Origin of the sequence: Pseudomonas sp. S36 (assembly GCF_016647875.1) — a bacterium.
GTDB classification, from domain to species: Bacteria; Pseudomonadota; Gammaproteobacteria; order Pseudomonadales; family Pseudomonadaceae; genus Aquipseudomonas; species Aquipseudomonas parafulva.
The window spans coordinates 37,087-62,596 of the sequence record NZ_JACVVG010000031.1 but is presented as its reverse complement, the minus strand read 5'-3'; the positions used below and the strand labels follow the sequence as shown (position 1 = coordinate 62,596).

The 25,510-nt window shown below is 63.0% G+C and carries 19 protein-coding genes; 7 read left to right on the top strand and 12 right to left on the bottom strand.

From position 1 onward, the window contains the following. Window positions 1-233 precede the first annotated feature (233 nt). A complete protein-coding gene (locus IAE36_RS17150; RefSeq protein WP_201213627.1) occupies window positions 234-1,148 on the bottom strand; it encodes a LysR family transcriptional regulator in 915 nt (304 codons plus the stop codon). Between the two features lie 193 nt (window positions 1,149-1,341). Here IAE36_RS17150 and IAE36_RS17145 point away from each other — a divergent pair, with 193 nt between their 5' ends. The 4 genes from IAE36_RS17145 (at window position 1,342) to gabT (ending at window position 8,498) form a co-directional block, all read left to right on the top strand. Beyond that, a complete protein-coding gene (locus tag IAE36_RS17145) occupies window positions 1,342-3,678 on the top strand; it encodes a TonB-dependent receptor (RefSeq protein ID WP_201213626.1) in 2,337 nt (778 codons plus the stop codon). Window positions 3,679-3,695: 17 nt separating this feature from the next. After that, window positions 3,696-5,372, top strand: a complete 1,677-nt coding sequence (locus tag IAE36_RS17140) for an aryl-sulfate sulfotransferase (protein WP_201213625.1) — start codon at window positions 3,696-3,698, stop codon at window positions 5,370-5,372. A gap of 223 nt (window positions 5,373-5,595) precedes the next feature. After that, a complete protein-coding gene (gene gabD / locus IAE36_RS17135; RefSeq protein ID WP_201163852.1) occupies window positions 5,596-7,038 on the top strand; it encodes an NADP-dependent succinate-semialdehyde dehydrogenase in 1,443 nt (480 codons plus the stop codon). Between the two features lie 182 nt (window positions 7,039-7,220). Further along, window positions 7,221-8,498: a 4-aminobutyrate--2-oxoglutarate transaminase gene (gene gabT / locus IAE36_RS17130; RefSeq protein WP_028635384.1), complete on the top strand. Its 1,278-nt coding sequence runs from the start codon at window positions 7,221-7,223 to the stop codon at window positions 8,496-8,498. 258 nt (window positions 8,499-8,756) lie between these two features. On the opposite strand, the gene IAE36_RS17125 is transcribed toward gabT, so the two are convergent. Both IAE36_RS17125 and desA read right to left on the bottom strand, forming a co-directional pair. Next, entirely contained in the window at window positions 8,757-9,743 is a 987-nt protein-coding gene (locus IAE36_RS17125; protein WP_201213624.1) for a GGDEF domain-containing protein, read from the bottom strand. A 131-nt stretch (window positions 9,744-9,874) separates the two neighbouring features. Then, a complete protein-coding gene (gene desA / locus IAE36_RS17120; protein ID WP_028635382.1) occupies window positions 9,875-11,059 on the bottom strand; it encodes a delta-9 fatty acid desaturase DesA in 1,185 nt (394 codons plus the stop codon). A gap of 184 nt (window positions 11,060-11,243) precedes the next feature. On the opposite strand from desA, the gene dibA reads away from it, so the two are divergent. Continuing rightward, window positions 11,244-13,139 (top strand): phosphodiesterase DibA, encoded by a 1,896-nt coding sequence (gene dibA / locus IAE36_RS17115; RefSeq protein WP_201213622.1) that lies wholly within the window; start codon window positions 11,244-11,246, stop codon window positions 13,137-13,139. Between the two features lie 26 nt (window positions 13,140-13,165). Here the strand turns inward: dibA and IAE36_RS17110 are convergent, their stop codons facing one another. The 9 genes from IAE36_RS17110 to tcyJ all read right to left on the bottom strand — a co-directional run bounded on the left by IAE36_RS17110 (window position 13,166) and on the right by tcyJ (window position 22,027). After that, a complete protein-coding gene (locus IAE36_RS17110) occupies window positions 13,166-13,810 on the bottom strand; it encodes a methionine ABC transporter permease (protein ID WP_028635380.1) in 645 nt (214 codons plus the stop codon). Next, on the bottom strand, window positions 13,800-14,909 hold the full coding sequence (locus IAE36_RS17105; RefSeq protein ID WP_201213620.1) for a methionine ABC transporter ATP-binding protein: 1,110 nt from the start codon (window positions 14,907-14,909) through the stop codon (window positions 13,800-13,802). The genes IAE36_RS17110 and IAE36_RS17105 overlap by 11 nt, the downstream gene beginning before the upstream one ends. Window position 14,910: 1 nt before the next feature. Continuing rightward, entirely contained in the window at window positions 14,911-15,711 is an 801-nt protein-coding gene (locus tag IAE36_RS17100) for a MetQ/NlpA family ABC transporter substrate-binding protein (RefSeq protein WP_201213618.1), read from the bottom strand. Further along, the gene (locus IAE36_RS17095) at window positions 15,704-17,095 is read right to left on the bottom strand and encodes an LLM class flavin-dependent oxidoreductase (RefSeq protein ID WP_201213616.1); all 1,392 of its coding nucleotides are present in this window, start codon (window positions 17,093-17,095) and stop codon (window positions 15,704-15,706) included. Before IAE36_RS17095 ends, IAE36_RS17100 begins: the two co-directional genes overlap by 8 nt. Continuing rightward, window positions 17,095-18,276 (bottom strand): SfnB family sulfur acquisition oxidoreductase, encoded by a 1,182-nt coding sequence (locus IAE36_RS17090; protein ID WP_201213614.1) that lies wholly within the window; start codon window positions 18,274-18,276, stop codon window positions 17,095-17,097. The genes IAE36_RS17095 and IAE36_RS17090 overlap by 1 nt, the downstream gene beginning before the upstream one ends. Before the next feature lie 51 nt (window positions 18,277-18,327). Further along, on the bottom strand, window positions 18,328-19,569 hold the full coding sequence (locus IAE36_RS17085) for an SfnB family sulfur acquisition oxidoreductase (RefSeq protein ID WP_201213612.1): 1,242 nt from the start codon (window positions 19,567-19,569) through the stop codon (window positions 18,328-18,330). A 237-nt stretch (window positions 19,570-19,806) separates the two neighbouring features. Next, complete coding sequence (gene tcyN / locus IAE36_RS17080) at window positions 19,807-20,565, bottom strand: L-cystine ABC transporter ATP-binding protein TcyN (protein ID WP_201213611.1); 759 nt, start codon at window positions 20,563-20,565, stop codon at window positions 19,807-19,809. Window positions 20,566-20,567: 2 nt separating this feature from the next. After that, the gene (gene tcyL, locus IAE36_RS17075; protein ID WP_028635373.1) at window positions 20,568-21,236 is read right to left on the bottom strand and encodes a cystine ABC transporter permease; all 669 of its coding nucleotides are present in this window, start codon (window positions 21,234-21,236) and stop codon (window positions 20,568-20,570) included. After that, window positions 21,233-22,027 (bottom strand): cystine ABC transporter substrate-binding protein, encoded by a 795-nt coding sequence (gene tcyJ / locus IAE36_RS17070; protein ID WP_201213609.1) that lies wholly within the window; start codon window positions 22,025-22,027, stop codon window positions 21,233-21,235. Before tcyJ ends, tcyL begins: the two co-directional genes overlap by 4 nt. A 260-nt stretch (window positions 22,028-22,287) precedes the next feature. Here tcyJ and epsC point away from each other — a divergent pair, with 260 nt between their 5' ends. Both epsC and betT read left to right on the top strand, forming a co-directional pair. After that, entirely contained in the window at window positions 22,288-23,220 is a 933-nt protein-coding gene (gene epsC, locus IAE36_RS17065; protein WP_028635371.1) for a serine O-acetyltransferase EpsC, read from the top strand. Between the two features lie 276 nt (window positions 23,221-23,496). Then, the gene (gene betT / locus IAE36_RS17060; protein WP_177331205.1) at window positions 23,497-25,458 is read left to right on the top strand and encodes a choline transporter BetT; all 1,962 of its coding nucleotides are present in this window, start codon (window positions 23,497-23,499) and stop codon (window positions 25,456-25,458) included. The last annotated feature ends 52 nt before the right edge of the window (window positions 25,459-25,510 follow it).

Sequence of the window (25,510 nt, the reverse complement as noted above, 5' to 3'; positions counted from 1 at the left end):
CAATAATGGTTATGCCAATTTCCTGAACGCTGGCATCTATCTTGTGGGAGCGGGTTTACCCGCGAATGCAATGGTGACGCTACTGACGCATTCGCGGGTAAACCCGCTCCCACAAGGTGGACTGCGCCAGCGTTCAGGTTTTGTGAAAGACAGTTGCTCCCACAATGATTGCGCCAGCTGTCAGATTTGTGCAGGCCAGTGGCTCCCAGGTTATCCATGGGCTGGGCCGTTTCTCAGGCTTCCCCATCACAGGCAATCAACTGCCTGACCAGCCCCTGCGCCAACGGCGATAACCCATACCCCACCCGGCTCACTACCCCATAACGGGTATGGCAGGCCTCCCGCTGCTCTTGCGTCAGGTCGGCCAGTTCCAGCTTCACCAGGCCCTCTTCATGTTGATAGGGCCGCAAATTGGCATTGCAGGCGATGCCGATGGTGTCCGAGTGCATCACCACGTTCAGCAATGCGTACCCATGCTCGCACTCCACCGACGGCAGAAAGTCTTGCCGGCCGCTGAGATCGCTGAGGATCTTGCGGATATTCGGCGGGCGAAAGGTGGTGGCCATCGGGTAATCGAACAGGTCCCGCGCCTGCACGCGCTGTTGCCTGGCCAGCGGGTGCCCGGCGCGGCAGCAGAAATGCCAGCGCTGGGGTGCCAGCCTGTGCACCTGGTAATCCGGGTCTGATTCGAACTGGCGGGTGTCGGCCACGAAGAACTCGATTTCCTCGGCGACCAGCTTGCGGTTCAGTGCCTGCCAGTTATCCACCTGAAAGCACGTGCGCGCGGCAGGGTACTCGGCCACGAAGCGTGCCACCGCCCGCGGCACCAGGCCCCCTGCCGGCGCAGGCCCCGAGCCGAAGCGCACCACGCCGGTGGTGGCGCCGTTGAACTGTTGAATTTCATTGACCAGGTTGTGCGCGCCATGCACCAGCCGGCGCGAGTGTTCCAGTACCAGCAGCCCCTGGCGCGTCGGGGGCAAGTCCTTGCTGGCGCGGTCCACCAGGCGGCAACCCACATTGTGCTCCAGCGTCTGGATGCTGCGGCTGAAGGCTGACTGCGACAGGTTCACTGCCGCAGCCGCCGCCACGAAACTGCGGTGTTCAACCAAAGCTATGAAGTGGCGTAGCTGACGCAGATCGATATGCATTTTCTACATTGAAACCTTCGGCCGAATGCAATTGATGACACGGGTCAGTCCCCTTATAAAGGGAGTCTCTTATTCCACATAATATGTTTTAACAATATTTATATCTCTTAAAAGAATATAAGCCCCCCATTACCGCGATTCGGTTCCGCCAACGGAAATGCTCGCCCAGGGCCAAGCCTCAAGGAGCATCTGCATGTCCAGACACACCCGAAAGCCATCGCGCGCCTCACGTTTCACCCTGCACCCGCTAGCGGCCGGTGTTCTGTTGGCGGCCTCCGTGCCCAGCTTCGCCGAAGAAGTAGGGCCTGTTGCCCCTGCTGTGGAGCAGGAAACCAAGCTGGGCACCGTCACGGTCAATGCCCGGCGGCGTGAAGAAACCGCGCAGAGCGTGCCTACGCCCATCAGCGTGCTGGGCAGTGAAGCCCTGGAAACCCAACGTGTTTATCGCGTGCAGGACCTGCAACAACTGGTGCCCAGTACCAACGTGGCGTACGTGCATGCCCGCCAGTCGAGCATTTCCATACGCGGGCTTGGCAACAACCCCGCCAGCGACGGCCTGGAGGGCAGCGTGGGCATCTACCTGGACAACGTCTACCTCGGCCGCCCGGGCATGGCGGTGTTCGACCTGCTGGACGTGGAGCAACTGGAAGTACTGCGGGGGCCACAAGGCACGCTGTTCGGCAAGAACACCACCGCCGGTGTACTCAACGTGACCACGCGCAAACCTACCTTCCACCGTGAAGGCAGTATCCAGCAGTCCATTGGTGAAGACGGGTATCGGCAGACCCAGGGCAGTTTCTCGGGCCCGCTCAGTGACACCCTGGCCGGGCGCATCAGTGCTTATCGCACCGAAGACGACGGCTATGTGAAAAACGTGCACAACGGCGACACGCTCAATGGCGGCAAACGCCAGGGCTTTCGCACGCAGCTGTTGTTCAAGCCCAGTGATAATTTCAACCTGCGCTGGATCGGGGAGTACAACGAAGAGGATTCCGACAACGGCATCCTGAGCCTTTACAGCACCGGGCCGACCATCAAAGGCATCAACCGCTACCAGAGCCTTGCTGCCCAGGCTGGCGCGACGTTGGTATCGGGCAAGGACCGCAAGGTCAACTTCGATGCCGACCAACAAGTCACCGTGTTCCAAGGGGGGACCTCGGTGGAAGCCAACTGGACCCTGCCCAACGACTTCACCCTGACCTCCATCACCGCCTACCGCTGGTGGGATTTCACCCCGCGCAACGATGACGGCCTCAACGTGCCGGTGTTCTACAGTGCCGGTGTAGCGGTGCGCGACAAGCAGTACTCGCAGGAAATCCGCCTGGCATCTCCGACCGGCGGCGCTTTCGATTATGTACTGGGTGCTTACTACTTCAAGCAGGACCTGGACAACAAGTCGTTCACCTATTACGGCCCACAGGCTGATATCTGGAACCAGACCCCGGCAGGTGCGCTGGCCAACGTCGACACCCTGGGTAACGGCCACATCGATACCGACAGCTACGCGCTGTTCGCCCAAGGCACCTGGCATGTCACCGACCGTCTGGACTTCACCGCCGGCGTACGCGGCACCTATGAAGAAAAGAGTGCCTGGGTTACCCGCGATGCGCCCAGCGGCGGCGCGGCGGTCAGCGGGGCTGCCGCGGCTGCGCGTCAGGGCCGCGCAGGTGCGTACGATTCGGGCGACCTCAGCCAGTACAGCTTCAGCCCGTCTGGCCTCCTAGGCCTCAGCTATCGCTTCAACGAGCAGTTGCTGGGCTACGCCACCCTGACTCACGGCGAGAAATCGGGTGGAGTGAACCTCACCGTCGGCGCGGCGCCCCGCTTGGGTACTGGCTCGCTGCTGGTGGGCACCGAGCGGGTCAACAATGCCGAGTTGGGCCTGAAAAGCAGCTTGTTCGACAACCGCCTGCAGCTCAATACCAACCTGTTCTGGGCCGAAGTGCATGGCTACCAGGCCAACGTCTACGACCAGGTCAACCGCGTGCAGTACCTGGCCAATGCCGGCCGCGTGCGCTCGCGCGGGCTCGAATTCGAGGCCACGGCGTTGCCGGTGCGGGGGCTAACGGTCAACTTCAACGGTTCGTGGAACGACGTGCGCTACACCGAGTACAAGGACGCACCGTGCCCGCCGGAGGTCAGCCTGGCCAGCGCCAATGCCACCTGCGACCTGTCTGGCCATCAGGTGGTCGGCGCCTCCAAATATATCGCCAACGTCAATGCCCAGTACAAATGGCAGGCCACCGAGCGGGTCGAGCCTTACGTCACCGCCAGCTACGCCTTCCGCTCAAAGGCCGTGGGCACCATCGACGACTCTGATTTTGGCCAGATCCCCAGCTATGCACTGGTCAACCTGTCTGCCGGCGTGCGCCTGGACCAGGGCGATGGCGTGGTCGACCTGTCGCTTTGGGTGAAGAACGCTGGCGACAAGACCTACTTCACCAGCCTGTGGAACTCCGCCAACGGCGGTTATGCCGGTGCGATCGGTACCCCGCGTACCTTCGGCGCCACTGCCCGTTACGACTTCTGAGCACAAGGAGCTTTGCCATGAACGCCAAGACAGAAACACCCGTATTGCCTGAGGGCGCGTGCCTGACCGCGAAAGTGCCACAGCCCGACGAAGCGTTGCTGGGCGATGTGGTGGTCAACCCTTACCGGCTGGCGCCGCTCACCGCGATCATCCGTGACGGCGGCCGCAGCCTCAGTGCTGCCCATGTACGTGTGCTGGGCCGGGGTGAGCGCGGGGTGGACATCGCCTATGAGGTGTCCGACCGTTCGTTGTGGACCTACGGGGGTATTCCGGTTTTCGGGTTGTACCCCGACCATGTCAACCAGGTGGAAGTTACCTACAAGCTTGATGGCCAGCGCATGCGTGAGCAGTACCAGATCTACGCGCCGGCTGTGCGCCTGCCGGTGGTTGCCAGGCAGACGGCCGCCTTGCCGGAGGTGGAACCGGTGCAGGTGGCGCCCGGGTTTGAAAAACGCCTGTACCTGTTCAACCACCTGCTTGGGGACATCCCGGGCGGGCGTGCTTTCAAGTGGAATGGCCTGGGCGGCGCCGCCGAGTGGGACCAGGTGGGCAACAACTGGATCGCCGATACCAACGGCGACGTGCGCTGGTACCTGGACATCGAGCAGATTCACGACTCCAACCGTCGCGATGGCCTAGGGGGCACCATGGGCTTCCAGCAAACCCGCGATGGCAAGCTGATTTGGGGGCAGGGGCAAACCTACTCCAAGTACGACTTGCTGGGGCGGCGGATCTGGCAGCGCAGCCTGCCCGACAAGTTTGCAGACTTCTCCCATGAAATCCGCGAGACCAGCAACGGCACCTACCTGCTGCGCGTAGGCACCAGCGACTACCGTCGCCCGGACGGCAAGCGTGTACGCTCCATTCGTGACCACATCATCGAAGTGAACGAGGCCGGCGATGTGCTGGACTTCTGGGACCTCAACCAGATCCTCGACCCGTACCGTGGCGACCTGCTGGAAACACTGGGCAAAGCGGCCATCCAGTTGCCCCCGGGCGTCAGCCGGCAGGGCGACCGGCTGGCGAATGAGCTGGCGGAAGGGGATCTGCCGTTTGGCGATACCCCGGGGGTGGGCACCGGGCGTAACTGGGCGCACGTAAATGCCATCGATTACGATACCGATGACGACAGCATCATCGTTTCAGCCCGTCACCAGGGGGTGGTGAAGATTGGCCGTGACAAGGAGGTGAAGTGGATCCTCGCCTCGCCACAGGGCTGGCCCGAGCGCCTGCGGCACAAGGTGCTCACGCCGGTGCACAGCGACAGCTTCGACTGGTCATGGACCCAGCACACAGCCTGGCTGACCGGCAAAGGCACGCTGACCGTGTTCGACAACGGCTGGGGCCGGGGCTTTGCACCCACTCGGTTGACCGGGAACTACAGCCGCGCGGTGGAATACCGCATCGACGAGGCCAAAGGCCTGGTGGAGCAAGTGTGGGAGTACGGCAAGGAGCGCGGCGACGAGTGGTACAGCCCGGTGACCTCCGTGGTGGCTTATAGAGCGGACACCGATACCCAGTTCATCTATTCGGCGTCGGTGAACTTCCTGACACCGCAAAAGCTGACCACAACCGTGCTCAACGAGGTCCGGCGGGGCACCCAGGAGGTGCTGGTTGAGCTGAAGGTGCACAGCAGGCAGCCCGGCAGCGTGGGCTACCGGGCGCTGGTGATCGACCTCGACAAGGCATTCTGATTTTCTGCCTGTACCGGCCCTATGGGGCCGGTTTGCCTGCCGCAGGGCCATCTGCCCCAGCCCACATTCATGAAACATCCATTCGGGTGTTCAACCACTCGTTCTTTTTTTCGAACAGCCTATTGTCCAACACCCCAGCAGACGCTTAGCATTCGTTTGAGATTTCAAACGCTCGATGCCCTGCGTTGGGCGCTTTCAACAATCAACAATTCGGGAAGCCGACATGCAGCTCAAAGACGCTCAGTTGTTCCGCCAGCAAGCCTTCATCAACGGTGAGTGGCTGGATGCGGACAGCGGCCAGACCATCAATGTGACCAACCCGGCCACAGGTGAAGTCATCGGTACCGTGCCGAAGATGGGCACTGCGGAAACCCGCCGCGCCATCGAAGCCGCCGACAAGGCCCTGCCGGCCTGGCGTGCACTGACCGCCAAGGAGCGCTCGGCCAAGCTGCGTCGCTGGTTCGAACTGATGATCGAGAACCAGGACGACCTGGCTCGCCTGATGACCACCGAGCAAGGCAAACCCCTGGCCGAAGCCAAGGGCGAAATTGCCTACGCCGCATCGTTCATCGAATGGTTCGCCGAAGAAGCCAAGCGCGTCTATGGCGACACCATCCCGGGCCACCAGCCAGACAAGCGCCTGATCGTCATCAAGCAGCCAATCGGCGTTACCGCCGCCATCACCCCGTGGAACTTCCCGGCTGCCATGATCACCCGTAAAGCCGGCCCGGCCCTGGCTGCTGGCTGCACCATGGTGCTCAAGCCTGCCTCGCAGACCCCTTACTCGGCACTGGCCCTAGTCGAGCTGGCCAACCGTGCCGGCATCCCGGCTGGCGTGCTCAGCGTCGTTACCGGCAGCGCCGGTGAAGTGGGCGGCGAACTGACCGGCAACTCCCTGGTGCGCAAGCTCTCCTTCACCGGCTCGACCGAAATCGGTCGCCAGTTGATGGAAGAGTGCGCCAAGGACATCAAGAAGGTTTCCCTGGAGCTGGGTGGCAACGCCCCGTTCATCGTGTTCGACGACGCCGACCTGGACAAGGCGGTCGAGGGCGCGATCATCTCCAAGTACCGCAACAACGGCCAGACCTGCGTCTGCGCAAACCGCATCTATGTGCAGGACGGCGTGTACGACGCGTTCGCCCAGAAGCTGGCCGCAGCAGTTGCCAAGCTGAAGATCGGTAACGGCCTGGAAGAAGGCACCACCACCGGCCCGCTGATCGATGGCAAGGCCGTGGCCAAGGTTCAGGAACACATCGAAGACGCCGTAGGCAAAGGCGCCAAGGTGCTGTCCGGTGGCAAGCTGATCGAAGGCAACTTCTTCGAGCCGACCATCCTGGTGGATGTGCCGAAAAACGCGGCCGTGGCCAAGGAAGAAACCTTCGGCCCGCTGGCCCCGCTGTTCCGCTTCAAGGACGAGGCCGAAGTCATCGCCATGTCCAACGACACCGAGTTCGGCCTGGCGTCGTACTTCTATGCCCGTGACATGAGCCGTGTGTTCCGTGTCGCAGAAGCGCTGGAGTACGGCATGGTGGGTATCAACACCGGCCTGATCTCGAACGAAGTGGCGCCATTCGGCGGCATCAAGGCTTCGGGCCTGGGCCGCGAAGGCTCCAAGTACGGTATCGAGGACTACCTCGAAATCAAGTACCTGTGCATCAGCATCTGATCGCACGCTAAGGCTTTACCTCTGCCAGCGGGGCGCGAGAGCGACGTCTCGCTGGCCTTTTTTACAGCGCAGTACCTGGTGGCCAGGGCGTTCGCGGCGGTCGATCAACGAATACTGACCGTGGGCACTCCCAGCCACCCCCGAATAAAAGCGCCATTCCAGACCGGCGCAATGAGGGCATTATGAGCAAGACCAACGAATCCTTGATGCAACGTCGTGTCGCCGCAGTTCCGCGTGGTGTCGGCCAGATTCACCCGATCTTCGTTGAATCGGCAAAGAACTCCACCGTTATCGACGTTGAAGGCCGCGAACTGATCGACTTCGCGGGCGGCATCGCCGTACTGAACACCGGCCACCTGCACCCCAAAGTGGTTGCGGCCGTGCAAGAGCAGCTGACCAAGGTCAGCCACACCTGCTTCCAGGTGCTGGCGTACGAGCCCTACGTGGAGCTGTGCGAGAAGATCAACAAGCTGGTACCGGGCGACTTCGACAAGAAGACCCTGCTGGTTTCCACCGGCTCCGAGGCCGTTGAAAACGCCGTCAAGATTGCCCGTGCAGCCACCGGCCGTGCTGGCGTCATCGCCTTCACCGGCGGTTACCACGGCCGTACCATGATGACCCTGGGCCTGACCGGCAAGGTCGTACCGTACTCTGCGGGCATGGGCCTGATGCCAGGGGGCGTGTTCCGTGCGCTGTTCCCGAGCGAACTGCACGGTGTCAGCGTTGACGACGCCATTGCCTCGGTCGAGCGCATCTTCAAGAACGATGCCGAGCCACGCGATATCGCGGCCATCATCCTTGAGCCAGTACAAGGCGAAGGCGGCTTCCTGCCAGCGCCTAAAGAGCTGATGAAGCGCCTGCGTGCCTTGTGCGACCAGCACGGCATTCTGCTGATCGCTGACGAAGTGCAGACTGGCGCTGGCCGTACCGGTACCTTCTTCGCCATGGAGCAAATGGGCGTTGCGCCTGACCTGACCACCTTCGCCAAATCCATCGCTGGCGGCTTCCCGCTGGCAGGTGTGTGCGGCAAGGCCGAGTACATGGATGCAATCGCCCCCGGTGGCCTGGGTGGCACCTACGCCGGCTCGCCGATCGCCTGTGCCGCTGCACTGGCCGTTATCGACGTGTTCGAAGAAGAAAAACTGCTGGACCGCAGCAAAGCCGTTGGCGAGCGCCTCACTGCCGGCCTGCGTGAAATCCAGCAAAAGCACCCGATCATCGGTGACGTACGTGGCCTGGGTTCGATGATTGCTGTGGAAGTGTTCGAGAAGGGTACCCACACCCCGAACGCCGCTGCCGTTGCCCAGGTTGTGGCCAAGGCCCGTGACAAGGGCCTGATCCTGCTGTCGTGCGGCACCTACGGCAACGTCCTGCGTATCCTGGTTCCGCTGACCGCCGAAGACGCACTGCTGGACAAAGGCCTGGCCATCATCGAAGAGTGCTTCGCCGAACTGGCGTGATCTTACGCTGATAGTGGGGCCGCTCGGCGGCCCCTCGCCGGCGAGCCGCTCCTGTGGAACTGCATATAACCTGTTGAGTTAGCAGTCACCTGTGGGAGCGGCTTCAGCCGCGAACACCGGCGAAGCCGGTGCCCTGCACCGCGCTGTCTGCTTCGCGGGTAAACCCGCTCCCACAGTGATTGGGCCAGCTCTCACATTTTGTGCAAGACAGTCCCCTGCGCAGGGACGGCTATGCTGCCTAAGCTATTCAAGCGACTCCTACCCGTGGACGATCTGGTTCTTGCCCTGGCGCTTGGCCTGGTACATCGCGGCATCTGCCCGTGCGTACAGGCTGTCGAGCGTGTCGTCTTCGGCAGTCAAACCGGTCAGGCCCTGGCTGATGGTGACGCCGTACGGGCGCTCTGACTGGCCAAAATTCAGCCGCTGTATCTCCCGCTGAAGCCGTTCGGCAATCTGCTCCGCCACCTTGGCCGTACAGCCAGGGAACACCGCCGCAAATTCCTCGCCACCAATCCGCCCGAACAGGTCGCCCCTGCGCAGCACCGCCTTGCCGCTGTCGGCGATGCGTTGCAGCACCTGGTCTCCTTCCTGGTGGCCATAGCTGTCGTTGATCGCCTTGAAGTCGTCGATATCCAGCAACAGGAAGGTCAGCGGCGCCTCGTCTTCACGGGCCTTGTCGAAGGCCTGTTTGGCGCACTCGAAGAAGTGCCGGCGGTTGCTGCTTTGGGTGAGTACGTCGGTGGTGGCCAGCCGCTGCAGTTCGCCCTCCAGGCGCTTCTTTTCGGTGATATCCTCGGCGATACCCACGATGATCACCCGGTCACTGTCGCGCTGCTGGTTGACGTAGCACTTGTCGCTGAGCCAGCGCACCTCACCTTCGGCATTCAGAATGCGGTACTCCCGGTCTTCCACCGAGCCTTTGAGCAACACCTGGGCAAGGCTGCGTTCGGCGAACTCCAGGTCGTCAGGGTAGATGCTGTCCCGCCATTCATTGAAGTCGGCCATTACCAGGCTAACCGGGCGGCCAAAGATGCGCTCGTAGGCAGGGCTGACGTACAGCACCTGGCGGGTCTCCCAGTCGAATGCCCACAACACTGCGTTCACGCTGTTGAGCAGCGTACTGAACAGCTGCTCGCGCTCGCTCAGGCGCGCGACTTCGCCTTGGGCGTGGAGCAGAGCCAGCAATGTCTTGGCGGCGTCAGGGGGAGGGGTACCGGGCAGAATCGTGTGTATGTTCTTGGCCATGGGCACGCAGCGCGTCTCGACGGGTAAAGGTGCGGCCACCTTCCGGCCGATGTGGGCAGTTCGAGTCGAAACAGGCGGGCGAAGTTCCTGAACGGCACGCCCCAAAAAGGGGCGCGCCGATCAACGGAACATCAGGCGGCAGTAGGCCGCAGGGAGTAGGTCTTCAGTTGCGCGGCGAACTCGCGCAGGGCATGGATGCCGCTGGTTTCCGCTTCGTGCACCCAGTCTTTCATGGCTGCCAGCATGTCATGGCCATTGGCGCTGGTGCGGGCCCATATCTGCTGAAGTGCCAGGCGCTTTTCATAGATGGTCTTGAGCGCCTGGCTGTGGGCCAGCATGGACTCGATACGCACGTGATGGCGGTCTTCCAACAAGCTGGTTTCCCGCGACAGCAGGCGTTTGGCACGGCGGAAGTGGTGGCTGACGGACGCATCCACGCGCGCCAGTTCCTGCTTCACCAGGGGGCCGATGACCAGCTTGCGATACTGGGCCATGATCTGGAAGCGGTTGTTGAGGATGGCCATGGCAGTGTCCATGTCCAGGCTGGCTTTGCCCGCCACCCGGTGGGCGATGGGTGCCACCCGCTGGACCTTGGCCAGGCGCAGCAGGCAGAACAGGCGAATCCACGCCCAACCCATATCGAACTCCCACCGCCGCACCGACAGCTTGGCCGAGTTGGGGTAGGTGTGGTGGTTGTTGTGCAGCTCTTCGCCGCCAATCACGATGCCCCACGGCACCAGGTTGGTGGCGGCGTCGCGGCACTCGAAATTGCGATAGCCCACTGCATGGCCAAGGCCGTTGACCACGCCGGCGGCCCAGAAGGGTATCCACATCATCTGCACCGCCCAGATGGTGATACCCGCGGTGCCGAACAGCAGCAGGTCGATCACCGCCATCAGCGCGATGCCACCGAGTTTGTAGCGCGAATAGACGTTGCGCTCCAGCCAGTCATCCGGGCAGTTCTTGCCGTAGATGCGCAAGGTGTCGGGGTTGCGCGCCTCTTCGCGGTAAAGCTCGGCGCCCTTGCGCAGTACCGTACCCAAACCCTTGTACACCGGGCTGTGCGGGTCGTCCGGGGTTTCGCACTTGGCGTGGTGCTTGCGGTGGACGGCGGTCCATTCGCGGGTGTTCTGCGCCGTGGTCAGCCACAGCCAGAAACGGAAGAAATGCTTGAGCCCGGCGTTGAGCTCCAGTGCCCGGTGCGCCGAGTAGCGATGCAGGTAGACCGTGACGCTGACAATGGTCACATGGGTCATCAACAAAGTGATGCCGACCAGTTGCCAGGCCGACAAGTCGAGCAGGCCGTTGTACCACATAAATGCAAATACCCTCGAAATGCAGGGGGAAGGGCCGATTATCCCTTGGCGGGGAAATAAAACCAGTCGCAGCTGACCACGTGATGTTTCAGGCGATCTTTGCGCGGCGCGCCGTGCAGCGGTCGCACAGCGCAGCAGAACCTTTATAATCCCCCATCCTTTTGCATGGGCAATTCCACCCGACATGTCTGTTTCCGTTCGCGACGCCTTGCGCATGGCTGCGCTGTATGTGGTGCTCTCGATCCTCTGGCTGGTACTGGCCGAGGTGATGCTGCACGGCATGACTGACGATCCCCTGGCCCGTACCGTAGGGCGGCAGATCAACCTGGTGGTCTGGGTACTGCTCAGTGCGTTGCTGATCTATGTGTCACGCGTAAGGTTGCTGAACTTCATCGGCATCGGTGCGCGCTTGCGCGGCGAGGACCGGGAACGCCTGCGCATGGCCGCCGCTGTGTTCGACAGCACCCTCGAAGGGGTATTGGTCACCGACCGCAAAGGCCTGATCGTGCACGTCAACCGCGCCTTCATGCGTATCACCGGTTACCGGCAGGACGAGGTGATCGGCCAGCGCCCGAGCAAGTTCAAGTCGGGGCGCCATGGCCCGGAATTCTACAAGCACATCTATGCCACCCTCTCCGAAAAGGGCGAGTGGAGCGGCGAGATCTGGAACCGGCGCAAGAGCGGCGAAATCTACCCGCAGTGGCAGACCATCTGCGCGATCCGCGACGACGACGGCGAGCTCAGCCATTACGTCGCGGTGTTCAGCGACATCAGCGCGATCAAGCATTCCGAGCAGGAGCTGGCCTACCTGGCCCACCACGACCCGCTCACCGACCTGCCCAACCGCCTGCTGTTCACCGACCGCGTGCAGCAGGCGCTGGTGGCTGCTCAGGCAAAAAAGCGCGGCTGTGCACTGTTGCTGCTGGACCTCGACCACTTCCAGAGCATCAATGATGGCCTGGGCCATACCATCGGCGATCAGTTGCTGAAGCTGGTGGGTGATCGCCTGGGCGAGGTGGTAGTGAGCGGCGTGACCCTGGCGCGCCTGGGCGGTGACGAATTCGGCGTGCTGGCAGAGCATTGCCAGGACCTGGGCCAGGCCGGCAAGCTGGCCCAGGGCATCATCGACCGCATGCGTGAGCCATTCGTGTTCGAGGGCCACCGGCTGTTCATCAGCGTCAGTGCCGGCATCAGCCTGTTCCCCAGTGACGCCCTGAGTGCCGAGCAGTTGCTGCGCAACGCCGACTCGGCCCTGTACAAGGCCAAGAGCAACGGCCGAGCCTGTTATGCGCTGTACACCGAGGAACTGACCGCCCACGCCCAGCAGCGGGTGGAAACGGCAGGGGAGCTGCGGCGGGCGCTGGAGCACGATGAACTGCGGGTGTACTACCAGCCCGTGCACGACCTGGCGACCGGTAGCCAGGTGGGTGTAGAGGCCCTGGTGCGTTGGGAGCACCCGCAGCGGGGGCTGGTGCCACCGGTAGAATTCATCCCCATCGCCGAACGCACCGGGCTGATTGCCGAGATAGATGCCTGGGTACTGCGCAATGCCTGCCGGCAGATGGTGCGCTGGCAGCAGGAAGGCCGCCCGCTGGCCTTTGTGGCAGTGAATATCTCAAGCCGCCTGTTTGGCCAGCGTGAGTTGTACCGGCAGGTAGCCGACGTGTTGCACGACACGGGCCTTTCGCCTGCACTGCTGGAGCTGGAAGTCACCGAAAGCGCCGTGATGGAAGACCCCGAAGTGGCGCTGGAGCAACTGCATCGCCTGCGTGAGCTGGGCGTGGCACTGGCCATCGATGACTTCGGCACCGGCTACTCGTCGCTGCTGCGGCTCAAGCGGATGCCGGTACAGAAACTCAAGATCGACCAAGGCTTTGTCGCTGGCTTGCCGTTCGACGAAGACGATGTGGCCATCGTGCGGGTGATCATTGCCCTGGCGCGCAGCATGGGCATGCAGGTGCATGCCGAAGGCATCGAGCAGCCGGAGCAGGCCAGCCTGCTGCTGCAGGAGCAATGCCAGTTAGGCCAGGGTTACTGGTTCGGACGGCCAGTCGCGGCGCAGGATTTGCGCTGGGGCTGAGTGTGCCGGGTTGGCCCGGCACCTTTTCAACGCTTGTTCAGCCCGCGCGCCAGGCGGTCCCCGCCCAGCTGGATCAGCGCCACCAGCGCCACCAGCATGGCGATCACGGTCAGCATGATCTGGCTGTCGAAGCGCTGGTAGCCATACCGGTAGGCGATGTCCCCCAGCCCTCCGGCGCCGATGGCACCCGCCATGGCCGATGAGTTGATCAGGGTAACCAGGGTGATGGTGAAGCCCCCCACGATGCCCGGCAGCGCTTCGGGCAACAGCACGTGCCAGACGATGTGCCAACGTCGGCAACCCATGGCCTGCGCCGCCTCGACCAGGCCGTGGTCCACTTCCCGCAGGCTCACCTCGGCAATGCGCGCAAAAAACGGCGTGGCAGCGATGGTCAGTGGCACTACTGCGGCCCATACGCCATAGGTGGTACCTACCACCATACGGGTGAAGGGAATAAGCGCAACCATCAGGATCAGGAACGGGATGGACCGGAACAGGTTGACGAACGCCCCCAGCACGCGGTTCAGCGTGGGGGCCGCAAAGATGCCGCCTTTGTCGCTGGTGACCAGCAACACTGCCATCGGCACACCGGCCAGCAGGGCGATCAGCGATGACACACCCACCATCAACAAGGTATCGAGCAAGCCCTGCAGCAAGCGATCAAACCACATAACCAAGCACCTCCACATCTTCGGCCCAGCGACGGGCCCGCTCCAGTAACGGGCCGGTCGCGTGCGGCGAATGCTGCACCGACACGATCAACTGCCCCAGGGCATGCTCACCGATGGCTTGTACCCCGCCTTGCAGCAACCGCACGCTGCCGCCCAACGTGTTGAACAATGCAGTCAGGTCCGGTTCGCCCAACACCGTCAGCTTCAGCACCACGGCGCTGTCCCGGCTTGCCGGGCTGGCTTGCAGGCGGCCCGTCAACGCGTCTGGCAACCTGGGTTGCAACGGTGCCAGCAACGTGCGCGTCACGGCATGGCGTGCCGCACCGAACACCCGCCAGACTTCGCCCTGTTCCACCACCTGGCCGCGGTCCAGCACCACGACCTGGTGGCAGATGTCGCGGATCACCGCCATTTCATGGGTGATCAGGACGATGGTCAGGCCCAGGCGCCGGTTGATGTCGCGCAGCAGCTCAAGAATGGATGCGGTGGTTTCCGGGTCCAGTGCGGAAGTGGCTTCATCGCACAGCAATATGCGTGGGTCGTGCACCAGTGCCCGGGCGATGCCTACCCGCTGCTTCTGGCCCCCCGACAGCTGCGCCGGGTACACCTGGTGCTTTTCCTCAAGGCCTACCAGTTGCAACAGGGCGCGTACCTTGCGCTGGCGCTCGGCCTTGGCCATGCCAGCCACTTTCAGCGGCAACTCCACGTTCTGCCACACCGTCTTGGCCGACATCAGGTTGAAGTGCTGGAAGATCATGCCAATGCTGCGGCGCAGGTTCACCAGTTGGTCCTCGTCGAACCCGCCAATGTCCACCTGGTCCACCAGCACCCGGCCATGGCTGGGCTGCTCAAGGCGGTTGATGGTGCGTAGCAGCGAGGACTTGCCGGCACCGCTGCGGCCGATGATGCCGAAGATTTCACCACGGCGGATGTTCAGGTCGATGCCTTGCAGGGCGGGCTGCGCCTGGCCCGGGTAGGTCTTGCCCAGGCCTATGAAGCGCACGTGGGCGTCATTCACATCCGGGCGCAGGGTCAGCGGCTCGGCTTGCAGCGGCAGGGGCGCCGTACCTGGCACCTTCAGTGCGCTGGTCTGGCTCATGTCACCCCTCCCAACCTGCCTGGTACAGCGTGCCGTGGGCCTTGTCCAACGCTGCCCGCACTGCCGGCGAATGCTGGTAGATGTCGACGAACTTGGCCAGGCGCGGGTCGCCCTTGCTCTGTGGGCGGATCACGAACTGGATCACGTATTCCTTGTTTTCCAGGCCATCGAACAGCAATGCAGACCCGGCATCGAACGTCTTGGCCAGGCGGATGTAGGCGGGGTAGCCCTGCACCAGGTCGGCGTCGTCATAGGCGCGCACCAGCTGCACGGCCTCCACCTGGAGGATTTTCAGTTTCTTCGGGTTGGCGACGATGTCGTCTTCTGTGGCTTTGTAGCCGACCCCGGGTTTCAGGGTGATCAGCCCCGCCTTGGCCAGCAGTTGCAGGCCCCTGCCGCTGTTGATGGGGTCGTTGGCGATGGCCACGCTGGCGCCATCCGGTAGTTCGGCAAAGCTTTTGTACTTTTTCGAGTACAGGCCTACGTTGTTGATGATGCCGGGGGCGTACGGCACCAAGTTGAAACCGGCGGCCGCCTTGGCGTTTTCCAGGAAGGGGATGTGCTGGAAGTAATTGACGTCGATGTCCCCACTGTTGAGGCTGACGTTGGGGGCAATCCAGTCGCTGAACTCCACCAGCTTCACCTCCAGGCCTTGCTTGTGTGCTTCTTCCACCGCAGCCTCCAGCGGGATGGCGAAAGCCGAGGTGGTGCCGATTTTCAGCGGCTCGGCCGCATTGGCGCCGGCTGCAAGGCCCAGGGCAACAGCGATGGCCGCGACGGGCAGGAACAGTTTCTCAAGCATGGTGCAGGGCTCCAGTCGGGGCAGGGTAGGGGGTAAAGCGGTAGGCCGAACCTGGGTGGTCGGCTGGCAGGTGTGGGTGGCTGGCGTCGAACAGTTTTTCCCGCAGGGTGCCGGCGGCATAGGCGGTTTTGTAGCGGCCGCGCTCTTGCAATTGGGGCACGACCAGCTCGATGAAGTCCTCGAAGCTTTCGGGGGTGACGGTGCGGGTGAGGTTGAAGCCGTCCAGGCCGGTGTCGTCGGCCCAGGCGATCAGTTGCTCGGCCACCTGCTGCGGGTCGCCGACCAGGGTTACGTAGCGGCCACCCAAGGCGTGCTGTTGCAGCAGGCGCCTGCGGGTCCAGGCGTCGCTCTGCAACTGACGGGTGGCCGACTGGATGGCGTTGCCCTGGCGGAAGGCAATGGGCTCATCGAGGCCGTACGCGGCAAAATCGATGCCGGTGGACGCGGCAAAGTGCGCCACCCCGGCTTCGGCGCTGGCATGGCGCAGGTACTCGGCATGCCGGGCCTGGGCCTGCTGCTCGGTGGGCGCAACGATCACCGTGATGCCCATGAACACCTTTACGGCGTTTGCTGTACGCCCTGCCGCTACTGCTGCGGCACGCACCTTGTCGACCTGGGTGCGGGTGGCGGCCTTGTCCTGGCCGCTGATGAATACGCATTCTGCATGGTTGCCGGCGAATGCCAGGCCGCGCGGCGAACTGCCCGCCTGGAACAACACAGGCGTGCGCTGGGGCGACGGCTCGCACAGGTGGTAGCCGTCCACGTCGTAGAACGCCCCATGGTGTTGAACCTTGCGCACCTTGTCGGGTTGCGCGTACACGCGCCGTTGGCGGTCGGCAACCACGGCATCGTCCGCCCAGCTGCCTTCCAGCAGCTTGTACAGCACCTGCAGGTATTCATCGGCCTGGTCGTAGCGCCGGTCGTGTTCGGGCTGCTGGGCAAGGCCCATGGCGCGGGCCGCGCTGTCCAGGTAGCCGGTCACGATGTTCCAGCCAACCCGGCCATTGCTCAGATGATCCAGGGTGGAAAGGCGCCGTGCAAACAAGTAGGGCGCCTCGTAGGTCAGGTTGGCAGTCAGGCCGAAACCCAGGTGGCGGGTGACTGCGGCCATGGCGGACACCAGCAGCAGTGGGTCATTGACCGGCAGTTGAATGGATTCCTTCAGCGGCACGTCCAGCGACTGGCCATACACGTCATAGGTGCCGACGATGTCGGCGATGAACAGCCCGTCGAACAGCCCCCGCTCCAGCAGGCGCGCCAGGTCGGTCCAGTACTCGAGGGTCTTGTACTGGGTGGAAGTGTCGCGTGGGTGGGTCCACAGGCCATGGTTGATATGCCCCACGCAGTTCATGTTGAAGGCGTTGAGCAGAATGTGCCTGGCCATCAGATGGTCCCCCTGCGTGGCGGGTTGGCATCGTTGAGGTAGTAGTTGCCGATGGCGTGGTACTTCCAGCGCACCGGGTCGTGCAGGGTATGCACGCGGGCGTTGCGCCAGTGGCGGTCCAGGTTGTGTTCGGCCAGGGTGGCCTGGCTGCCGCCCAGCTCGAACAGGGTGGTGCCGGCTGCCAGTGCAATTTCGGTGCTGATGGCCCGCGCTTCAGCCACGGCGATGGACGCAGCGGCGACGCTGTCGGCAGTGCTGTGCGCTCGGGCCAGGTCCAGGTATTCGCCGGCACGTTCCAGCAAGGCTTCGGCGGCATGCAGGCGTATGGCCAAGTGGCCGAAGCTCTTGAGGGTCAGCGGGTCGTCGCTGGCACGTTCCACACCGGAGTCCACCCAGGGCCGGCTGCGGGTACGCACGAAGTGCAGGGCGTCTTCATAGGCGGCGCGGGCGATGCCGGTATCGATGGCAGCATGAAGAATCTGCGCCAGCGGCCCCACCGGTGTCGGGCGCTCGAACACGCTCTGGAACGGTACCACGTCATCGGCGTTGACCCAGACGTTGTCGAACACCACAGAGCCACTGCCAGTGGTGCGCTGGCCAAACCCGCTCCAGTCGTCTATCACCTGCAGCCCCTGGCTGTCAGCGGGCACGAAGGCCAGGTGCTGCACGCCTTGTTCGTCAACCACCGAGGTTGGAATGCGCTGGGCATAGATGGCGCCAGTCGCATAGAACTTGCGGCCATTGATACGCCAGCCCGCGCCGTCGCGGCTCAGCAGGGTGGTGCGATCATTGGCGGTCTTGGTGCCCAGCTCGGCCAGGGCGTTACCGAAGCGGCGGCCACCCAGCACTTCTGCATAAAGGCGCTGTTGCTGCTCGGGTGTGCCGTTTACCCGCAGCACTTCCAGCGCGTAGAAGTGGTTCTGCGGTATCTGCCCGAGTGAACCGTCGGCCTGGGCAATGCGGGCGATCACCTTGGCCAGGGTGACATTGGATACGCCCGCCCCACCGTACGCCTTGGGCACGCTGATGCCCCACAGCCCCGAGCGGGTGAACAGCTCGAGTTCTGCGTGTGGCAAACGCCGTTCACGGTCGCGCAGTGCGCTGTCGCGGCGCAACTGCTGGGCAAGGTGTTCTGCAACGCCGAGGGCTTCGGCGTCGTTGCTGATGATGCTTGTAGTCATGGTGTTTCTCCGCGGCGTGGGGGCACCCAGTGGCCCCACGCACGCTGCAGATCAGATCCAGGAATGCCGCGCGGGCCGTGTGCCGTTGAGGTGGTAGGCGCCCACCGCGTGGTACTTCCAGCGCACCGGGTCGTGCAGGGTGTGCACGCGTGCATTGCGCCAGTGGCGGTCGAGGTTGAACTCGGCGAGGGTGGCGCGGCTGCCGGCCAGCTCGAACAGTTTTTCGCTGGCCTGCAGGGCAATCTCGGTGGTGAGCACCTTGGCTTCGGCTACCGCAATCGAGGCCCGCGCCGCCGACTCGGCATCCACGGGTTTGGCATTGACCTCGTCAAGCACTCGCGCAGCTTTGCGCAGCAAAGCCTCGGCGGCGTGCAGGTCGAGCTTGAGGCGGCCGATGTCGGCGATTACGTAGGGGTCGTCGCTGGCGCGATCGACCTTGGCCTCGATCCACGGGCGTGATTTTTCACGCACGAAGGTGATGGCGTCGTCGATTGCGGCTTCTGCGATGCCGGCGTCTATCGCTGCCTGAATGAGCTGCGAGGCGGCGCCCTGGATGTTGGGCACATCGCGCTGGCGCCAGTTGTCGATGACCAACTCGGCCTCCACCGGGACCTCGTCCAGCAGCACCGTGCCACTGGCGGTGGTGCGCTGGCCGAACCCGGACCAGTCATCGACGATACGCAGGCCCGGGGTGCCGCGGCGTACGAATGCCAGGCGCTGGCGGCCTTGTTCGTCCAGCGCCTTTACTGCCACCCAGTGGGCGAACAGGGCACCGGTGGAATAGAACTTCTCGCCGCTGATGCGAAAGCCATCGCCTGAGCGGGTAATCCGGGCCTTGAGGGTGAGGGTGTCCTTGGTGCCACGCTCGGGGCCTGCATTACCGATGCGCCAGCCGTCCAGCACGCTGCGAAACAGCGTTGCCTGTTGCGCCTCGGTTGCCGTAAGGCGCAGCAGTTGCAGCATGCCGAACTGGTTCTGCGGGATCTGCCCCAGCGCGGGGTCGGCAGCACTGATCAGGCGGAACACCTCGGCCACGGTCTCGAACGACACGTCTGGGCCGCCATGGGCTTTGGGCACGCTGATGCTGCCCAGGCCACTGCGGGTGAACAGTTCGATTTCGGCCCAGGGCAGTTTGCGTTGCTGGTCGCGACGTGCGGCGTGTTCACGGGCTACTGCGGCAACGTCACGTGCCGCCTGCAAGGCCTCGGCATCGTTGCGCAGTATCTTGGCCGGCAGCAGGGGTGGCGCGCTGTCCAGGTCGCTGCTGGAAGGGATTTGGGCATGTGTGGGCATCAGTGCCGCTCCTTGGCTGCACTCAATGCCCTGGCGTTACGCACTGGGGTGATTGTGATCCTGACCATTCCTGACCTCACAAATAAGTAATGCCGCTACAGCTGATTGCGGCAGATGTGTGCTGGTCCGGTGGTCCGGTATATATACCGTAAGGCTTTATAAAAAGTTTATGAACTAACGCTTTGGAATATGCATAGAAGAGGGCTGCCCGCCCTTTGGCAGGGCGGGCGCGGGGCGTTACTCAGAGGCGGCCGTGCCCAGGAACTTGCGCAAGAACTGCCGGGTGCGCTCTTGCTGCGGGGCCGCGAACAATGCCTTGGCCTCGCCCTGCTCCACGATCACGCCCTTGTCGAAAAACACCACCCGGTTCGCCACGTCCCGGGCAAAGCTCATTTCGTGGGTAACGATGATCATGGTGCGTTTTTCTTCGGCCAGGCTGCGGATGGTCGCCAGCACCTCACCCACCAGTTCCGGGTCCAGTGCCGAGGTAGGTTCGTCGAACAGGATCACCTGCGGCTCCATAGCCAAGGCACGCGCGATGGCGACACGCTGTTGCTGGCCGCCGGACAAGCGCCTGGGGTAGGCGTCTTCCTTGCCGGCCAGGCCAACCTTGGCCAACAGCTGTCGGCCCAGGGCCACGGCCTGCTCGCGGGGTGTCTTCTTGACGATCACCGGCCCTTCGATGACGTTTTCCAGCGCTGTGCGGTGCGGGAACAGGTTGAAGTTCTGGAACACGAACCCGGCCTGCTGGCGCAGCCGGCGGATCGCCCCCTGCTGCGAACCCAGCGGGCGGTTGGCGTCGATGCCGATGTCGCCAATATGGATCTGCCCGGCATCGGGCGTTTCCAGCAGGTTGAGGCAACGCAGGAAGGTGGTCTTGCCCGAGCCGCTGGGGCCGATGATGGCCACCACTTCGCCGGCCTGCACGGTCAGGTCGATGCCGTCGAGCACGGTCTGGCCCTTGAAGCGCTTGGTAAGGCCTTTGACTTCAATCATGCTCAATGCTCCTGGTCATGCTGGTTGACCCGCGCTTCCATGCGGTTCTGGAAGTGCGCCAGGATGCTGCACAGCACCCAGTAGATCACCGCCACTGCCACGTACATGGTGAACACCTCGAAGGTGCGTGCGGTAATCAGCTGAGCCTGACGGAACAGCTCCGGCACCTGGATGGTGGCCGCCAGCGCGGTGTCCTTGACCAGCGAAATGAAGCTGTTGCCCAGCGGCGGCAGCGCTGTGCGCAGCGCCTGCGGCAAAATGGCCCGGCGCATGGCCTGCACGCGGGTCATGCCAATACTGGCCGCCGCTTCCCATTGGCCGCGGTCGATGGAGGAAATCGCGGCGCGCAGAATTTCGCACACATAGGCCGCCATGTTCAGTGACAGGCCGATCAGCGAGGCAGGGATGGGGTCAAGTTCGATGCCGATCTGCGGCATGCCGAAGTAGATCACGAACAGCTGCACCAGCAGCGGTGTGCCTCGGAAGAACGACACGTAGACCCGCGCCAGCCAGTTCACCGGCAGCACCTTGGACAGCCGCATCAATGCCAGGGCAAAGCCCAGCAGCAGGCCAAAGAACATCCCCCCGACGCTGAGCAGGACCGTATAACCCGCGCCCTTCAGCAAGAAGGGCGCGGAGTCGACAACCAGTTGCAGGCTTTCAGCGATCATTGAGTGACATCAGCACCAAAGTATTTTTCGGAGAGCTTAGCCAGGGTGCCATCTGCCTTGAGTTTGTCGATGGCCTTGTTGATGGCTGCCAGCAGCTCCGGTTCACCTTTGCGCAGTGCCACGCCGCTTTCCAGGCGCGAAAACGCCTCACCGGCAAGCTCGGTGTCCTTGGCTTTTTGCGCATACTCCAGCGCGGCCAGGCGGTCGATCAGAATGGCGTCGATGCGGCCGTTGCGCAGGTCGGCGAACTTGCTCGGGTCGTCCTCGTAGGTACGCACTTCAGCCTGGGGCACATCCTGCTTCACCCACTGCTCGTAGTTGGTGCCGAGCCCTACACCCACCTTCTTGCCAGCCAGGTCTTGGGCACTCTTGATGTTCAGCTGGTCGGCCTTCTTCTTCAGGATCAGCGCCTGGATACCAGAGACGGTGTACGGCTCGGAGAAGTCGTACTTCTTTTTGCGCTCGTCAGAAATGGTCACCTGGTTGACCACCACGTCCAGGCGCTTGGACTCCAGTGCCGCCAGAATGCCGTCCCATTTGGTGGGCTGAATCTTGGCCTTTACCCCGAGCTCTTTGGCCAACAGCTCGGACAGCTCCACTTCGAAGCCGGTCAGCTTGCCGTTTTCGTCCTGGAAGCTGAACGGTGGGTAGGTGCCTTCCAGGCCGACGTTGATCACGCCCTTTTCCTGGATGGTCTTGAGTTCCTCCCCGGCAAAAGCGTGGCCGAGCAGGCCGGTACCCAGCACCACAGCCAGGCTTGCGTTGAGTAATGGTTTGACGAATTTCGACATGTCTGAGCCCCGCGCTTGTTGTGGAAGTAGTGGGTGGCGACTATAGGATTGGCGTGTTAGGCCAGGAAATACTAAAAAATTATCTTGTTATTCCGTTTTTTATAACTCGCTTCCCTTATGCCCAGCCTGGCGCAGCATGGAATAAAGCGGTGTTATTTCCAAGTGACTGTTTTGCCGTAGAGTGGTTCGCACACAGGCCGGCCCGGGCCGTTTGCGGGCCTGGCGATAAAACTGGATGGCCGATACGGCAGGAGAAAACCGTGAGCGAACAACCTTCATCTGGGCACTGGCAGTTGCACAGTATCGTGGCCGGGTTGCGTGGCGCCCGTGAGCAATGGCGCAGCCGCAACGGCCGCAGCAGCGGTGAGCAGGGTGGCCGCGAGCTGCCCTCGCGCGAGGCGATGCGGCACGTGCTGGAGCAACTGTGCGGCGCGTTGTTCCCCATGCGCCTCGGGCCTGTGGACTTGCGTGAAGAGAGTGAAGATTTCTACGTGGGCCACACCCTGGATGCCGCCCTGAATGCGTTGCTGGCCCAAGCGCGCCTGGAACTGCGCTATGCCGCCCGGCAAAGCCAGGACGACATGGCCGGCGCGGATGCGCAGGCACTCAGGTTGATCCAGGGTTTCGCCGCAGCGCTGCCGGGCCTGCGCGTGATGCTCGACACCGACGTGCTGGCGGCCTACCACGGTGACCCCGCCGCACGCAGCGTCGATGAGGTGTTGCTGTGCTACCCAGGCATCCTGGCCATCATTCACCACCGCCTCGCTCACCACCTTTACCGTGCTGGCCTGCCCCTGCTGGCGCGGATCAGTTCGGAGCTGGCGCATTCGGCCACCGGCATCGACATCCACCCCGGTGCGCAAATCGGCCCGAGCTTCTTCATCGACCACGGTACCGGTGTGGTAATCGGCGAAACCGCGATCATCGGCGAGCGCGTACGCATCTATCAGGCCGTGACCCTCGGCGCCAAGCGCTTCCCCAGCGATGAGTCCGGCACCTTGCACAAGGGCCTGGCGCGGCACCCGATCGTGGAAGACGACGTGGTCATCTACGCCGGCGCTACCGTGCTGGGGCGCATTACCATCGGCAAGGGGTCGACCATCGGCGGTAATGTGTGGCTGACCCGCAGTGTGCCGGCCGAAAGCAACATCACCCAGGCAAACCTGCAACTGGATTGCCAGGACAAGCAATAGCCCCTTCTGCTGCCCCTTGCGAAGCGCCGCCCTGCGGCGCTCACAACCCCGAACCCAGCTGGGAACCAAACCCACCGGTCAGCGGCCTTATTCGCATCCAACGCCCAATCCATGATTAACTTGAACGCTTGTTCAATTTAAAAACGCTGGTCCCCCGCCGGTGTTCAACAGGAGGATTCCTTTGCTGAACCCGTTCATTTCGAGCCTTCCGTCCTACGACGAGGTGCATGCCCCATGAGTGCGCCGACCCCTTCACTTGCCAACGGCAAGGTCCGCATGAACCCCCCGGTGTTCTATTTTGCGGCAAGCTTCATCCTCATTTTTGGCCTGGTGGTCATCTCCAACCCGCAAACCGCAGGCGACTGGTTGCTGGCGGCGCAGAACTGGGCTGCCAACACCGTCGGCTGGTACTACATGCTGGCGATGACGCTGTATCTGGTCTTCGTGGTGGTCACCGCCTTGTCTGGCTACGGCAAGATCAAGCTCGGTGCCGACCACGACGAGCCCGAATTCAGTTACCTGTCATGGGCCGGCATGCTCTTCGCCGCCGGCATCAGCATCACGCTGTTCTTCTTCTGCGTGTCCGAACCCCTTACCCACATGCTGCAGCCGCCGCAGGGCGAGGCTGGCACGGCCGAGGCCGGGCGCCAGGCCATGCAGATTCTGTTCTTGCACTGGGGCCTGCATGGCTGGGGTGTATTCGCCTTTGTCGGCATGGCGCTGGCGTATTTCGCCTACCGCCACAACCTGCCGCTGGCGTTGCGGTCGGCGCTGTACCCGCTGATTGGCAAGCGTATCAACGGGCCTATCGGCTACGCCGTTGACGGTTTCGGCATCATCGCCACGGTTTTCGGCCTGGGCGCCGACATGGGCTTTGGCGTGCTGCACCTCAATGCCGGCCTGGACTACCTGTTCGGCATCAGCCACAGCCAGTGGGTACAAGTGGTGCTGATCACCCTGATGATGGGCGCTGCCGTTGCAGTGGCAGTTGCAGGCGTAGAGAAGGGCGTGCGGGTGATGAGCGACATCAACCTGTTCCTGGCCTGCGCGCTGTTGCTGTTCGTGCTGTTCGCCGGCCCCACCCAGCACCTGTTCAACACCTTGATCCAGAACCTCGGTGACTACCTGGGCGCCTTGCCACGCAAAAGCTTTGACGTGTATGCCTACGGCGAGAACCGCGACTGGCTGGGTGGCTGGACGGTGTTCTACTGGGCATGGTGGATTGCCTGGGCACCCTTCGTGGGCCTGTTCATTGCCCGTATTTCCCGTGGGCGCACCATCCGCGAGTTCGTGTTCGGTGTGCTGCTGATTCCGCTCGGCTTCACCCTGGCGTGGATGTCGATCTTCGGCAACAGCGCACTGGACCAGGTGATCAACCATGGCATGACGGCACTGGGCCAGGCAGCGTTGGACAACCCGTCCATGAGCCTGTACCTGCTGCTGGAAACCTACCCCTGGAGCAAAGCGGTGATCGCCATGACGGTGTTCATCAGTTTCGTGTTCTTCGTCACCTCGGCCGACTCCGGCACCGTGGTGCTGTCCACCCTGTCTGCCACGGGCGGCAGTACCGACGAAGACGGCCCCAACTGGCTGCGCATCTTCTGGGGCGCCATGACCGCGCTGGTCACCAGCGCCTTGCTGTTCGCCGGCAGCATCGATTCGCTGAAGTCGGCGGTGGTGCTGACGTCGTTGCCGTTCTCGCTTATTCTGCTGTGCATGATGTGGGGGCTGCACAAGGCGTTCTACATGGAGTCGCAGCGGCGGATCGCACAGCTGCACTCCCTGGCACCCTTCGCCCAGACGCGGCGTGGCCGTGGCGGCTGGCGGCAGCGCCTGAACCAGGCGGTGCACTTCCCGTCACGCGATGAGGTGTACCGCTTCATGGATGATGTGGTGCGCCCGGCCATTGCCGATGTGCGTGAAGTGTTCGAGCAGAAGGGCCTTGTGCTGATCACCCAGGACGACCCCAGCCACGACAACGTCAGCCTGAAGGTGGGCCATGGCGAAGAGCAGCCGTTCATCTACCAGGTGCAGATGCGTGGCTACTTCACGCCATCGTTCGCCCTGGGTGGGCTGGGCGCGCAGGACTTGAAGAACCGCCGCTACTACCGGGCGGAAGTGCACCTGAGCGAAGGCAGCCAGGACTACGACCTGGTGGGCTACAGCAAGGAGCAGATCATCAACGACATCCTCGACCAGTACGAACGGCACATGCAGTTCCTGCATCTGGTGCGCTAGAGGCTGCCCTGCAGGCATCACCGCGGCCCATCGCCATGACAGGCCGCGGTGA